The sequence below is a fragment of the Nonomuraea sp. NPDC049480 genome (assembly GCF_044465905.1).
GTDB lineage: Bacteria > Actinomycetota > Actinomycetes > Streptosporangiales > Streptosporangiaceae > Nonomuraea.
Genome location: NZ_JBITMD010000010.1, coordinates 60744 through 74998, shown reverse-complemented (window position 1 = coordinate 74998; position 14255 = coordinate 60744). Strand labels below are relative to the sequence as shown.

Here is a 14255-nt window from a genome sequence, read left to right as displayed (position 1 = left end):
TTGTAGTTCTACCGTTTCCGTAGGACGGCATGGCGTGTCGTGTCGACCCGGGAAATTTCGTCGCCCGGGTTTAGGGATTTATCGCATTACTGCTTGTACTCCGACACGATTTGCGTGCTCCGGTCCACCGCGAACGGTTCGCTCGTGGGTGTCGCCGTGTGCACGGGGATGGCGCCTGCGAGCGCCAGCTCCTCGTAGGGCCGGCCGGTGGATCCCCAGGTCCTGGCGGTGATTTCGGTTCTGGCGACCTGGGCGCCGCGCGGGAGGCCGGACACGGTGAGGATGAACCTGGGCGGGCTGCCGGCTTTCACGTCGTCCACGAACGTGCTGCCACCTCCGAGCAATTTGCCCGCCTTGTCGCGCAGCAAAGCGTTCACGACGAGGCTCCCGGCCGATAGCTGATACGGATTTCCTACATATCCCGTAATAAGGTAGGAGCCGTCTTTCTGGGGCAATGTCTGGGAACGCGTGATAGGAAACCGCTGGAAGGCGGAGGCGATGCGCGCGGCCGGCCGCCACTGCGCGGGACGGTACTGGATCGTCACCCTGGCCGGTTTCTCGGCGGCGCCGGCCTGCCCGGTGAACGCCAGCGACCCGCCCGGCGGCACGGCGTCGAGCGGCTGGTCCAGCCGGACGACCTCGGTGCCCTTGGCGTCGTGGCCGACGATCGTGGCCACCACGTGCTCGCCGAAGTGCCACGGATTGGCGTTGGTGAGCACGCCCGCCCAGTTGACGGCGTATCCGTCCGCGGACTTGACGATGTTCGAGACCTGCTCCTTGAGAGCGAGGGGCTTGAGCTTTTGGACTGGCCGCTCGTCGCTTGAGCACCCTGTGAGGCAGATCGCCCCGAGTGCCCCGAGTGCGAGCAGGCTGGCGGTTCGGCTGTGCGGGATCACTTTGCCGTGATAACCCGAGCATGGGTACGGCTGGCTGATGACACGCGCCAGCCGTACCAACTCTTTAACGGGGACGCACGACCCTGGCCTCGTCCCAGACCGGCTCCGGCGACTCGTAGACCGTGCCGTCCGAGCCGAAGATCAGGTAGCGGTCGAAGTCGGCGGCGAACCAGCGGTCGTGGGTGACCGCCAGCACCGTCCCGTCGAATGCGTCCAGCCCGGTCTGGAGCGCCTCGGCGCTGGCCAGGTCGAGGTTGTCGGTCGGCTCGTCGAGCAGCAGCAGCGTGGCGCCCGACAGCTCCAGCAGCAGGATCTGCAGCCGCGCCTGCTGGCCGCCCGACAGCGTCTCGAACCGCTGCTCGGCAACTCGGCCCGCCAGCTCGTAGCGGGCCAGCGCCTTCATGGCTTCGTTCTTGAGCTTGGCGTGCTCGGTCATGACGATGTCGACCGGCGTGCGGCCGATCAGCTCGGGCCTGGCGTGGGTCTGCGCGAAGTGGCCCGGCACCACGCGGGCGCCCAGCCTGGCCACGCCCTCGTGGGCGACCTTCTCCCCGGCCATGAGGCGCAGGAAGTGGGACTTGCCGGAGCCGTTGGAGCCCAGCACCGCGACGCGCTCGGCGTACCAGACCTCCAGGTCGAACGGCTGCATGAGCCCGGTGAGCTCCAGGCCCTCGCAGATCACCGCCCGCTTGCCGGTGCGGCCGCCCCGGAGGCGCATCTTGATGTTCTGGTCGCTCGGGGCCACCTCCGGCGGGCCCGCCTCCTCGAACTTGCGCAGCCGCGTCTGGGCGGCGTGGTAGGCGGGGGCCATGCCGTCGTTGTACCTGGCTTTGTTCTTGAGCATGTTGACCAGGGTCTTGAGCTTGGCGTGCTCCTCGTCCCAGCGTCTGCGCAGCTCGTCGAGCCGCTCGTTGCGGGCCTTGCGGGCCTCGGCGTACGTGGCGAAGCCGCCGCCGTGGATCCAGATGTTGCCGCCCTCGACGGTGACGATCCGGTCGGCGGCGTTGGCCAGCAGCTGGCGGTCGTGACTGACCAGCAGCACGGTCTTGGGCGTCTCCCTGAGCTGCTGCTCCAGCCACTCCTTGCCGGGCACGTCGAGGTAGTTGTCGGGCTCGTCGAGCAGCAGCGTCTGGTCGGGGCCGCGCAGCAGCGCCTCGAGGACGAGCCGCTTCTGCTCGCCGCCCGACAGCGTGGACACGTCCCGATATTTCAGCCTTTCGTACGGCACGCCGAGCGCGGCCACCGTACAGGTGTCCCACAGCACCTCGATGTCGTAGCCGCCGGCGTCGGTGTAGTCGCTGATGGCCTGCGCGTACCGCAGCTGCGTCTTCTCGTCGTCGCGCTCCATCATCGCCAGCTCGGTCTCGTCCAGCCGCTCGGCGGCCTTGCGCACGGCCGGCGGCGCGACGCCCAGCAGCAGGTCGCGCACGGTGCTGTCGTCACGCACGCTGCCGATGAACTGCCGCATCACGCCCAGCCCGCCGGAGCTGGCCACGCTGCCGTCCACCGGCGGCAGATCGCCGGCGATCAGCCTGAGGAGCGTGGTCTTGCCCGCGCCGTTGGGCCCGACGAGAGCCGCCTTCACGCCGTCGCCGATCCTGAAGGAGACGTCGTTGAGCAGGGGCCGCCCGTCGGGCAGCACGTATGTCAGATGTCCTACTTCGACGTGGCCCATTGGCGCAGGGTACCGGGCCCGTTCCGGGCCGGTCATCACATTTTCCCCCGGTGGGGCCGGAGAGGAGTGCGCTCCGGCTCGCGGAAGTCCAGCCGTCGAGCGTCCCCGAAAGATCCATAGGGGTCTCTAGACAGTAAGTGATCTAATGACTAGAACTGTAGGGAATCCCCTCCCCCTAGGAACCAGTGATGACGCGATTCCGCTCTGCCCTCGCCCCCCTGGCCATCGCGTTGATCGGTCTCACGACCGTGTCGCAGCAGGCGTGGGCCGCCCCGCCCAAACCAGTGCCGACCATCGCACAGGAGCAGCAACAACAGACCGGACCGGCCTCGGCGTGCGCCCCGACCGTCAAGAGCGCGACCACGAACGCCCGGCTGACCAGCCTGTTCACCAATTACGGCAACGACAACAGCCGGTTGGACGACTGGACGGGCGCCGACGGCACCTACTCGCTCAGGCTGCCGAGCGGGAAGGAGCTGTGGATCTTCTCCGACACCTTCCTCGGCCAGGTCAACCCCGGCGGCTCGCGCCCGCCCGTGGTCGAGGAGGGCGGCACGACCGTCTTCCTGAACAACACCTTCGCCGTCGAGCGCAACGGCAAGCTGTCCACGATCTACGGCGGCACCCCCCAGAAGCCCGCCGCCGTCATGCCGCCGCGCGACAAGAACCACTGGTTCTGGGCCGGCGACGCGACGCTGGCCGGCGGGATCGTGGAGGTCACCTACCAGGAGTACGAGCGGTACGGCACCGGCGCGTGGGACTGGCGCTGGCATCGGAACGTGGTGGCCAGGTTCGCCCCGGGACGGCTCGACCGGCCGATCAGCGTGCACAACCTGCCGTCCGGGCACGGCGTGTCCTGGGCCTCCGCGACCCTCAAGGACGGCGCGTACACCTACGTCTACGGCGTCGAGGACTTCGGCTCGCCGAAGTACATGCACGTCGCCCGGGTCAAGGGCCAGAGTCTGCTCGGCCGCTGGGAGTACCTCAAGGCGGACGGCAACTGGTCGCCGAACGAGGCCGACTCCGCGCGGATCATGAGCGGCGTGGCGAACGAGTTCAGCGTCACCCGGGTGGGGTCCGGATATGTCCTGATCACGCATGACACGACGGAAGCGCTGAGCGCGAACATCGTGGCCTACGCCTCCTGCTCGCCGTTCGGCCCGTTCACCGGCAAGCAGCACATCTACACGACCCCCGAGACCAGCGGGAACATCTTCACCTACAACGCCCACGCCCACCCAGAGGTCGCCGGCAACGGGCTCGTGGTCTCGTACAACGTCAACAGTTTCGTGAACACCGACCACTACCGCGACGTGTCGATCTACCGGCCGAGATTCCTGGACGTGACCTTCCAGTGACGGTGAGACGCAACTGGGCGGCCCGCCTGCGGCACGTCGTGATCGACGGGCTGCGGGCGGTCGTGCTGGAGAACGAGCGGCTGCGCGTGACCGTCGTGCCGGACAAGGGCGGGGACGTGGTGGAGTTCCTGCACAAGCCCACCGACACGGACTTCGTCTGGCTCTCCCCGCAGGGCCTGCGCAACCCGCACGACCACCTCCAGGGCGCGGCCGACGACGTCGCCCAGTTCGTCGACCACTACGAGGGCGGCTGGCAGGAGATCTTCCCCAGCGGCGGCGCGCCGAGCGAGTACCGCGGCGCGCGGCTGGCCCAGCACGGGGAGGTCTCCGGCCTGCCGTGGTCCTACGAGGTCACGGCCGACACCCCGGACGAGGTCGCGATCCGGCTCACCGTCAGGACCAGGAGGCTGCCGTACCGGATGGAGAAGGTCTTCAGGCTGCGGTCGGGCACGGCCGCGCTGGAGATCGAGGGGCGGGCCGCGAACGAGGCCGGGATCCCACTGCATGCCATGTGGGGTCAGCACATCGTGTACGGCCGGCCGTTCCTGCGCCCCGGGGCCAGGATCCGGCTGCCGGAAGGGGTCCGGGTGATCCCGCACGCCACAACGATCAACCCGGCGGGTCGCCGGGTCAGGGCCGGCGGGCCGTGGCAGTGGCCGAAGGTCCCCGACGACCACGGCGGCGAGACGGACCTCAGCGTGGTGCAGGAGCCGGGAGCGCCCAGCGACATCGTCTATCTGACCGGCTTCGACGAGGGTTGGTACGAGATTTCGGGGGATATCGGTATGCGGGTGGAGTGGGACGCGTCGCTGCTGCCGTACCTGTGGATGTGGCAGGAGCTGGGCGCGTCCACCGGATACCCCTGGTGGGGGCGGGCGTACACGGTGGGGCTCGAGCCGTTCTCCAGCATGCCGACCGACGGCCTGGCCGCGGCCGTGGCCAACGGAACGGCCCTCGCCCTTGAACCCGGCGAGACGAAGGTGTTGCGGATGCGTGCGGAGGTTCTGGCATGACGGAGTTCGCCGGCAAGGTCGCGCTGGTCACGGGCGGTTCGATGGGCATCGGGCGGGCGGTGGTGGACCGCCTGGCCGACGGCGGGGCGTCCGTGGTCTTCTGCGGGGTGGACGAGAACGCCGAGCTCGACACCGAACACGTCGTCGGCCGGATCGCCGACGTGCGGCGGGCGGACGAGATGCGCGGCCTGGTGGACCTGGCCGTGACCAGGTTCGGCGGGCTCGACGTCGTCGTGACGTGCGCGGGCGTGCAGCGGTACGGCACCGTCGAGGACACGCCGGAGGACGTCTGGGACGAGGTGCTGGACATCAACCTCAAGGGCGTCTACCTCGCGTGCAAGGCGGCCATCCCCGAGTTGCGCGCCCGCGGTGGCGGCTCGATCGTGATCATGTCGTCGGTGCAGGCGTTCTCCTCACAGGCGCAGGTGGCCGCCTACACCGCGAGCAAGGCTGCGCTCAACGGCCTGACCAGGGCCATGGCGCTCGACCACGCCGCCGACGGCATCAGGGTGAACGTGGTGTGCCCCGGCTCGGTCGACACGCCGATGCTGCGCTGGGCGGCCGATCTGTGGCGGGGCGATCTGTCACAGGAGGAGCAGGTCCGGCAATGGGGCCGCTCCCACCCGCTGGGCCGCGTGGGCCGGCCCGAGGAGGTGGCGGAGCTGGTGGCGTTCCTGGCGGGGCCGCGCTCGTCGTTCATCACGGGGGCGGAGCATCGCGTGGACGGCGGCCTGCTGGCGCAGAACCCGGCGGCCCTCCCCGAATAGCCGCTTTTCCAATTACTCGGAAAAGCAGGCAACAGTTGCGTCAATGAGAAGAACTTCCAGGTCACGTCCTTGATACGAGTATGGCGGCGTGCCGGCACGCGACCTCTTCGCGGCGCGCAGCCCTTTACTCGGACTGCGAGTCATAACGACTCGCATTCGATTCGGCACGCTAAGTTACGTGGTCGAAACGACTCACCGATCGAGGAGAGACCTGTGAGGCTATCCAAAAAGGCCGCCGCCTTCGTCGCCGCCGCCACGCTGTTCACCGTGGTGGCCCCCGCCGCCGCAGCGGTGGCCAGCCCCCGTTCGACCTGCTACGGCGGTCGTGTCTGCCTGTACGCGGACTTCGACTACAACCGCGGCCAGGCCGATCATTGGCGCGACTTCGTCAAGGACGATTCGAACTTCGCCGACAACAACTGGCTGAATTGGGACTTCAGCAATTCCTGGCACAGCATGGACAACGAAACCAGCTCGGTCAGGAACCGTGTCGGCTGCAGCGCCACCCTCTGGCAGCACCCGTTCTACACGGGCGCCCACAGCACATTCACGCATAACTCGAACGACGGGCTCCTGGCGAACAACGCCGTCGGCAACGACCGCACCAGCTCGCTCGACGTCTGGTGCCGCTGACCGGGAACGGGAGTGCCGGTTTCCGGGTCTGGCCGCCGGAAACCGGCTGTCGCGGGCTGCTCGCGGGTGTGCTGCTGCTGATCTCCACCGCGGGCTGCGCCGCCGACGAGCCCATGCGGCAGGCGCACGCGACGGGCGTCAGGTCGGTGGCGCAGCTGGTGCTGCCGTTCGACGCCTACAAGACCACTCCCGAGCAACGGGCCGTCCTGGGCAACGCGCACAACCTCCTGGTCGTGCGCTGCATGCGCGAAGAAGGCATCTCCATCGAGCCGCCCGCCGAGGACCCGGCCACGCTCGCCGCGACGGACCCGGGCAACTCCCGCCGCTACGGCGTCGTGGACACCGAGGCGGCACGGCGCTACGGATACCACCTCGCCCGCCCACCGTCCCCTGACACGACGGCCTCCTGGGCGGGCAAGCTGCCCAAGCCCACCCGCCACCACCTGTACGGCACCGCCGCCGACCGGGGCTGCCTGGACCGGGCGACGCTGACCCTGGAACGGGGGGCGCGCAAGGCGGACTGGCCGTGGCTGTCCCTGCAGGACTCGCTCACGCTGGAGCAGGCCGCCAAGCACCCCTCCGTCACGGGTGCGGTCAAGCGCTGGGAGGCGTGCATGAGCCAGGCGGGTCACTCCTATCCGGCTCCGGAGGCGGCCATCGCCGACAGCCGCTGGAACCTGGAGGAGCGGACCGTGACCGAGGACGAACGGCTGACCGCGATCGCCGACACGCACTGCAAGTGGTCGTCTGGCCTGGTGGCCGCCTGGCACGCGGCGGACGCGGATCTGCAGCGGGCCGTCATCCGCGACAATCGCGACCGGTTCGACGCGCTCCGCGCCAACCTGGGGCATCGTCTGAGGAAGGCGTCAAGCGTGCTCGCCGATCACGAAGGCGGCCAGGTCCGCTGACTGGCGCAGTCTGCTGGGCTCGTGGACGTACATCATGTGCCCGGCCTCGTAATACGTGAACTCCACGTTGCGGGCCAGTTCGGCGGGCACGGGCAGATGGGCGAGGGCGTGCTCGGCGGCGTAGTACGGCGTGGCGCCGTCGTGGTAGCCGCAGGCCACGTGCACGCGCAGATGCGGGTTGGCCCGCATGGCGGCGGCCAGCTTGTCGACCACGGTGACGTGCGCGCCCTCGAACTCCTTGAACGACCACGGGTGCACGCGCGAGGTGAGCACCTCGTACGGCAGGTCGTTGGCGTAGTTGAGCTCCGTGCGCAGGTAGTGGTTGAGCGCGGCGCCGTACGGTCCCATGATCGCGTTCATGCTGGGGTCGGCGGCGAAGTGCTCGCGCCCCGCGTCGGGGTCCCAGCCGGTGAAGCGGCCGTCGAGCCGTCCGACGACCAGGCGGCGCGAGCGCAGCAGTTCGGTGAAGAACCGGATGTGCTCGATCCGCAGGTTCACCCGGTCGACGTAGTCCTCGCTCAGCCCCGTCAGCGCGGCGATCCTGGCGACCGTGGCCGCGCGCTGCTCGGGGGTGAGCCGGTTGCCGCGGGCCAGCGCCCACAGGTAGTCGCGCTCGGCGAACTCCTCGGCCTCGCGCAGGACCTCCGCCAACGGCCGGTCGCCGTGCAGCCCGTGATAGTGCGCGATGGCGGCATATGTCGGCAGATAGAGGGCGTAGGCCAGGTCGTTGCCCTCGTTGAACTCCCCGGTGACGAAGTCCAGCACCGAGGAGATCAGCATCACGCCGTTGAGGTACATGCCGTAACGCGACTGCAGGTGGTGGGCCAGCCCGGCCGCCCTGACCGTCCCGTACGACTCCCCGGCCAGGAACTTCGGCGACATCCACCGCCCGTTCCTCGTCGTCCACAGCCTGATGATCTCGCCGACCGACTCCAGGTCGCCGGTGAAGCCGTGGTACGGCTCGGCCTGCTCCCCCTCGGCCGCCCGCGAGTAGCCGGTGGAGACTGCAGGCCGTCGAACTTGCCGTCGGTGAACACCTCCTCGCGCAGCACCATGGTGCCGGTGACGGCGGTGTACGCCTGCCCCGACGGCAGCGTGTGCGACGTCGTGACGAGATTGTCGGCAGGGGGAGCGTACTGTGCAGCTTCAGACATAGCGCCCCATTATGGGGCTATATCCAGGGACACCGTGGGGTCGGCGAACCGCTCGTTCGGAACCGTGGCGTACCAGCCGGGCCGCCCGGGGTCGCGGTCGTACGGGTAGCCGCCCAGCTCCCGGTAGAGCTCGGCGTAGCGGGCGACCCGCTCCTTGTCGAGGCGCACCCCCAGCCCGGGCCCCGACGGCACGGCGATGGACCCGTCCACGTAAGCCAGCTTGCCGCCCTCGATCACGTCGTCACGCAGCTGGTGGTAGTGGGCGTCAGCGGCGTAGGTGAGGTTGGGCAGCACGGCGCCGAGGTGCAGCATGGTCGCGAGCTGGATCCCCAGCTCCCCCGACGAATGCACGGCCACCCCGAGCTGGAACGTCTCGCACACCCCCGCCGCCTTCACGCACGGCCGGATCCCGCCCCAGAACGTCGTGTCGAGCAGCACCACATCGGCGGCCCTGCGCAGCACGTTCGAGGCGAGCTGCTCGAAGTTGACGACCACGGTGTTGGTGGCCAGCGGCACCTTGACCTGCTCCCGGATGGCCCGGAGCCCTTCCAGCCCCCAGACCGGGTCCTCCAGGTAATCGTTGTTCAGCCCTTCGATGGCCCGGCCGAAGCGCAGTCCCTCGGCCACCGACAGCACGGCGTTCGGGTCGTACCTGAGCCGGTCACCGGGGAACGCCTCGGCCAGCGCCCGGTAGCACTCCAGCTCGTAGCCGGGCGGGAACACGCCGCCCTTGAGCTTGTGCACGGTGAACCCGTGCGCCTCCTTGAGCTGCGCCGTGTGCTCGACGAGCTGCTCGGGCGTGCGGATCTCGCCGTAGCCGGCGTCGGCGTACCGGAAGAACAGGTACGAGGCGAACGGCACGTCGTCGCGGATCCGCCCGCCGAGCAGGTCATAGGCGGGCACCCCGAGATGCTGTCCGATGAGGTCGATGCAGGCGAACTCGACGGCGGCGAGGAGCTGCGTCCGGTTGTTGTAGAGCGACGCCGTCGGGTTGGCAATCTTGAAGCGCAGCGCCTCGAGCTGGAACGGATCGTGGTCGCGCAGGTACGGCAGCAGCGCGCGGAAGGCCGCCTCGGCGCTCTCCCCGCCGCCGCCCATCTCCCCGAGGCCGACGAGCCCGTTGTCGGCCTCGACCTCGACGATCGTGCGGACGAACCGCCCCCAGTGTGCGCCGTTGCTGTGCCGCAGCGGCGCCTCCAGCGGGACGGCGACCGTCGTGGCCCTGATGTCAACGATCTTCACGAATTCGCTCCCCGAACGACGGCGACCCCGCAGGCGGGCAGCCGTACCTTGACCGTCTCATGTCCCGGCAGGCCGACCGTCGCCTCGACCGGCTCGGCGGCCAGCGACTGCAGCCTGACGCCCTCGTGCCCGATCGAGGTGATGAGCACGTCGGGGTGGTCGACCGAGGCGTACGTCTCGGCGGCCGCCGGGCTGTCGGTGATCAGCGCGCCGACGAACGGCTCGGTCAGCCCGGAGGCCGCCGTTGCCCCCAGCCGCCTGCCCAGGGCTCCGGCCTCGGAGGCGACCGCGTACCGGAACGTGGTCTCGCCCTGCTGTTGCGCCGGGAAGTTGGTGTCCCAGATGTTGTTGAGCGCCCACGAGTAGACCGTGCCGTCCTCCTGGTCGAGCGTCGGCGGGAACGGCGCGTACGGCATGTGGATGGTGCCGAGCTGCACCAGCGGCGCCTCCATCGTGACCCAGGCGACGGTCAGCTCGGGGTCCTCGAAGGCGATCCAGTGCCTGATCGGCAGCATGTACTCGGCCGAGCCCGGCACGCGGGGCACGCCGGGGCCGCCGACGCCGCCGGTCAGCTCCCAGGCCGTGGCCTGGGACGCGGCGAACGGGAAGGCCAGGAACACCGCCTCCTTCGCCGGGGTGCCCTGCTTGGCGAGCTGGTAGGTCAGGTCCAGCCTGGGCACGCCGTAGTGCAGCTCGATCGTGGTGCGGATCCAGTCCACGCCCTTGGCGTGCAGCTCGACGACCAGCTTCTCGCCCACGGCCGTGCGCTGGCACTTGGTGATCGTGGCGTGCCTGCCGATGGCGCGGTCGCCGAGGAGCGTGCGGTCGTGCGCACCGACATGTCCCGACAGATGGTTGAAATGCGGGGCGGTGGCGTACTGGTCGTAGACGTACTGGCCGAAGCCGGCGGCCGCCTCGCCGTTGACCAGCTCGCGACCGGCCCGCTTGTCGAAGATCGAGCCGATGTAGCCCTCGCGTACGTCGTAGGTGACGCGGTAGAACTCGTTCTCGATCACCGGGGCGTCGCCGAGCTCGACCGGCTCAGGGGCCTGCGTCTCGCCGGGGACGACGTCGAGGCGGACGTAGCCGTACCCGGGGACGTCCGGAACGACCACGTGGACGTGCCGCCCGATCGGCCGCGTCGGCCAGTCGTCCGGGTCCACGAACTCCTCGTGGTGCGGCAGCGTCTCCCCGGTCCGCGCGTCCACCAGCGCGATCGGCACGTCCACGCCCACCACGTCGCGCGGCAGGAAGGCGCGTACGACGTCGGTCCGTGCCCGGGTCGCCGGGTTGAAGACGGCGAACGAGGCCGGCGGGCCGGAGCTCGCGCCCCCGCTCCCCGCCTCGGAGAGCGCCGCGGCGAACCTCCGCACGGCCGCGTGCAGCAGGTCGGAGGCGTCGTCCTGGGCCTGGTAGGCGCCGGAGGACTTGCGGGTCCACTGCAGGCCGCCGGAGTCGCCGGCCTCCTCGGCGTCCTCCCAGGGGTTGGCCGCGCCCCAGGTGTGCTCGTTGAAGAGCGCGACCTTGTCATAGGCCTCGTCGATCTGCTCGGTGGCGTCCGCGCCGGCGATCGTGTGCAGGGTCTCGGCAACCCGCAGCGCCGACTGCGCCCGGCGCACGTAACCGAGCGGACGCGCGCCCGACCCGAGCCCGTCGGCCCACCAGTCGGTCCAGTCACCCTCGTGCACCGCCAGCCGGTCGAGGTAATGCTCCTCGACGTGCTCGAAGAAGTCGCTGTTGACGGCCGAGCGCAGGCGCGGGTAGGCCCACTGCTCGTTCCACTTGCGGGCGATCGACGCGGGCACGATCGACGGCCCCGCGTTGTCGGCGTGCGCGCCCTGCACCCGCAGGTGCAGCACGTCCAGCTCGTACGGCTCCCGCGGCGCGTCAGGCCCCTGCCACCCGAACGTGCCGGGCCCGTACGGGTATCCGCGTGTGGCCAGCGCCGACAGGTAACGCGGCAGCAGGTCGTCGGCCAGCTCGTACGAGTCGGTCAGCCCGACCGTGTTGCCCTCCATGTACGCCATCCCGTGCGGCGTGTCGGTGAACCACACGAGGATCTCGTTCCCGCTCGGCGCCCGCCACCGGAACGGCCTGGTCAGCTTGTCGCCGCCGTGCAAGTACGGCACAGAGCGCCCGGCCCAGTTGTGCGCCGCCGCCAGATAGCGCACGCCGGCCTGGCTGAGCGCGTCCACCAGGCCGACGACCGCGCCCGGCACGTCGGTGTGCATGGCGGATTTGACCGGGAATCCGAACTGCCGGGTGAAGCGGAGCTGCCGGTGCAGCTCCTCGGTCGAGCACGCCTCCGTGTGCAGCTGGAACGGCAGCGCGGTCACCTCGATCACGCCCTCGCGGCCGCGTCGCCTGAACGACTCGACCATCTCGGCCGGCCGCGCGGCCAGCCACTTCAGCGCGGGCATCGACGACTCGACCGTCCACCGGAATTTGGCGTCGTCCGGCCAGGACGCGGTCTCCTCCGCCAGCCGCACCGCCGCGTCCAGGTAGTCCAGGTGGTGGCGGAGCACGGTGCCCTGCGGATCGGTGTAGCCGATGTCCAGGTGCGAGTGGTGCACGACGAACACGCTCCACTTGCGCTGCGGGGTCACCGTGATCCGCGCGCTGCCGACCACTCCGGCGTCGTCGCGGCTCTCCAGCGTGAACACGCGCGGCGCGTCCACCTCGGGCACCAGCAGCGTCACGTCCTTGCCCGACGCGCTGTCCACGCCCACCAGCACGTGCGTGAGCGGCTCGGTGCTCGTCACCCGGACCGCCTGGCGGCCGTCGTGGGTGAACAGCGGCACCACCGCCACCCGCACCTCCAGCCCGCGCACGCTGATGACGGGCGTCGAGGTGTCGTCCCGCAGCGCCTGCCTGATCCCGTCGTAGTCGGGGCTACCCAAGCTCCGCTGGAGCAAGCGGCTGGTCATCAAACACTCCCTAGAGAAAGGCCTCGGGCGAAGAGGCGCTGGGTGGCCAGGAACAGCGCGACGGTCGGCAGCGAGACCATCAGTCCCGCAGCCAGGCCGACCGGCACGGGGGTGCCGGCGTAGACGTCGGACATGAGTCCGGCGATGGCGGTCATCACCGGCCGCACGTCCTCGGTCTGGGACAGGGTCAGGCCGAAGACGAGGTCGTTCCAGATGAAGGTGAACTCCAGGATGAACACGGCCGTCAGCGCGCTGAGCGACATCGGCAGGTAGATGCGCCAGAAGATGCGCCAGGTGGAGGCTCCGTCCATGCGCGCGGCCTCGAAGATCGAGAACGCCACACCGGAGTAGAAGTTCCGCAGCACGAACGCGCCCAGCGGCACGTTGATCGCCGTGTAGATGAGGATCAGGCCGAAGCGGGTGTCGTACAGGCCGGCGTCGCTGTAGCTGACGAACAGCGGCACGAGCAGCATCTGCGAGGGAAAGATGGTGCCGCCGAAGATCAGCAGGAACCACCAGAACCCGTGCCGCAGCCGCAGCACCACGATCGTGTAGCCGGCCAGCGCCCCGATGATCACGCCCAGCAGCGGGGACACGACCGCGTAGAGCGCGGTGCTGGCCAGGCTCCCGCCGAGGTTCGCGTTCTCGACGGCCCTGGCGAAGTTCTCCAGCAGCGCGAAGTCGCCGGAGGGCACCCAGGCGCGCGCGGGATCGTACGACGCCGCCGGCCGCGAGGCGTTCACCAGCAGAAGATAGGTGGGCCCGAGCCAGATCAGCCCGAGCACGATCAGCACAGCCCTGCGGATCATCGGACCTGCCTCCTGAGGTAGAGGTAGGACGCCAGCCCCGTCACCACGGTCAGCATCACCGCCACGGCCGAGCCGTAGCCGTAGTCGCTGGCCACGAAAGTCTCCTTGTACATGGTGGCCGCCAGCGTCTCGGAGTTGCGCCCCGGGCCGCCCTGCGTCAGCACCCACACGATGTCGAATGTCTTCAGGCTGGCCACCAGCGCCAGCCCCACCACGACCGCCGTCAGCGGCCGCATCAGCGGCCAGATCACGTGCCGGAACAACCGCCACCCTGACGCGCCGTCCAGCCGCGCCGCCTCGATCGGCTCCTTCGGGATGGACTGCAGGCCGACGACGAACAACAACGTGTTCACGCCGAGCTGCTGCCACGTCCAGACCAGCAGCATGGCCAGCGTGTTGTCCGGCGCCTCCTGCAGGAACGCGGTGTCCACGCCGAGCAGCAGGTTGGCGATCCCGTCATGCGACAGGATCGGACTCCAGACCATGGCCAGGCCCGCGCCGCTCAGCGCGTACGGCAGCATGAACGGCACGCGGTACCACACGCCGCCCCTGATGTCGTACGACAGGACCGCCACCAGCAGGCCGAGGCCGACCGGGAGCACCATCGTGCCGGCGACCCAGATCAGCGTGTTGCGGGTCGAGGTGAGCAGCGCGGGGTCGTCGAGCAGCTTGACGAAGTTGTCTAAGCCGATCCAGGCCGGTGGCTCCAGGCCGTCGTACCGGGTGAGGCTGAGGTAGGCGGTCCACAGGAACGGCGCGTAGAGCAGCACCGCGACCAGGATGGCCGCGGGCGCCACATAACCGTGACGGAACCGGCCCAGCGTGGGTGCGCCCCTGCTCATGGCCTCACTCCGTGAGGCGAACTCGGTCGCC

Annotated in this window: 12 protein-coding genes; 5 read left to right on the top strand and 7 right to left on the bottom strand. The window is 69.6% G+C overall.

Annotation, left to right across the window (positions count from 1 at the left end):
* Positions 1-86 precede the first annotated feature (86 nt).
* Entirely contained in the window at positions 87-896 is an 810-nt protein-coding gene (locus ACIBX3_RS27865; RefSeq protein WP_397121909.1) for a hypothetical protein, read from the bottom strand.
* 64 nt (positions 897-960) lie between these two features.
* Positions 961-2571 carry an ABC-F family ATP-binding cassette domain-containing protein gene (locus tag ACIBX3_RS27860; RefSeq protein WP_397121907.1) on the bottom strand — a complete coding sequence of 537 codons (1611 nt, stop codon included), beginning with the start codon at positions 2569-2571 and terminating at the stop codon, positions 961-963.
* 188 nt (positions 2572-2759) lie between these two features.
* Here ACIBX3_RS27860 and ACIBX3_RS27855 point away from each other — a divergent pair, with 188 nt between their 5' ends.
* From ACIBX3_RS27855 to ACIBX3_RS27835, 5 genes are all read left to right on the top strand, one after another.
* Positions 2760-3929 (top strand): DUF4185 domain-containing protein, encoded by a 1170-nt coding sequence (locus ACIBX3_RS27855; protein ID WP_397121905.1) that lies wholly within the window; start codon positions 2760-2762, stop codon positions 3927-3929.
* Positions 3926-4942, top strand: a complete 1017-nt coding sequence (locus ACIBX3_RS27850; RefSeq protein WP_397121903.1) for a DUF4432 family protein — start codon at positions 3926-3928, stop codon at positions 4940-4942. The genes ACIBX3_RS27855 and ACIBX3_RS27850 overlap by 4 nt, the downstream gene beginning before the upstream one ends.
* Positions 4939-5709, top strand: coding sequence for an SDR family NAD(P)-dependent oxidoreductase (locus ACIBX3_RS27845; protein ID WP_397121901.1), 771 nt, complete (start codon positions 4939-4941; stop codon positions 5707-5709). Before ACIBX3_RS27850 ends, ACIBX3_RS27845 begins: the two co-directional genes overlap by 4 nt.
* A gap of 213 nt (positions 5710-5922) precedes the next feature.
* A complete protein-coding gene (locus ACIBX3_RS27840) occupies positions 5923-6342 on the top strand; it encodes a peptidase inhibitor family I36 protein (RefSeq protein WP_397121899.1) in 420 nt (139 codons plus the stop codon).
* A 68-nt stretch (positions 6343-6410) separates the two neighbouring features.
* Positions 6411-7250, top strand: coding sequence for a hypothetical protein (locus tag ACIBX3_RS27835; protein ID WP_397121897.1), 840 nt, complete (start codon positions 6411-6413; stop codon positions 7248-7250).
* Here the strand turns inward: ACIBX3_RS27835 and ACIBX3_RS27830 are convergent.
* The 5 genes from ACIBX3_RS27830 to ACIBX3_RS27810 form a co-directional block, all read right to left on the bottom strand.
* Entirely contained in the window at positions 7209-8132 is a 924-nt protein-coding gene (locus ACIBX3_RS27830) for a S10 family peptidase (protein ID WP_397121895.1), read from the bottom strand. The genes ACIBX3_RS27835 and ACIBX3_RS27830 overlap by 42 nt on opposite strands.
* 281 nt (positions 8133-8413) lie before the next feature.
* The gene (locus tag ACIBX3_RS27825) at positions 8414-9646 is read right to left on the bottom strand and encodes an enolase C-terminal domain-like protein (RefSeq protein WP_397121893.1); all 1233 of its coding nucleotides are present in this window, start codon (positions 9644-9646) and stop codon (positions 8414-8416) included.
* Positions 9643-12573, bottom strand: a complete 2931-nt coding sequence (locus tag ACIBX3_RS27820; protein WP_397121891.1) for a glycoside hydrolase family 38 C-terminal domain-containing protein — start codon at positions 12571-12573, stop codon at positions 9643-9645. Before ACIBX3_RS27820 ends, ACIBX3_RS27825 begins: the two co-directional genes overlap by 4 nt.
* Positions 12573-13382, bottom strand: a complete 810-nt coding sequence (locus tag ACIBX3_RS27815; RefSeq protein ID WP_397121889.1) for a carbohydrate ABC transporter permease — start codon at positions 13380-13382, stop codon at positions 12573-12575. Before ACIBX3_RS27815 ends, ACIBX3_RS27820 begins: the two co-directional genes overlap by 1 nt.
* Complete coding sequence (locus tag ACIBX3_RS27810; protein WP_397121887.1) at positions 13379-14224, bottom strand: carbohydrate ABC transporter permease; 846 nt, start codon at positions 14222-14224, stop codon at positions 13379-13381. Before ACIBX3_RS27810 ends, ACIBX3_RS27815 begins: the two co-directional genes overlap by 4 nt.
* Between the last annotated feature and the right edge of the window lie 31 nt (positions 14225-14255).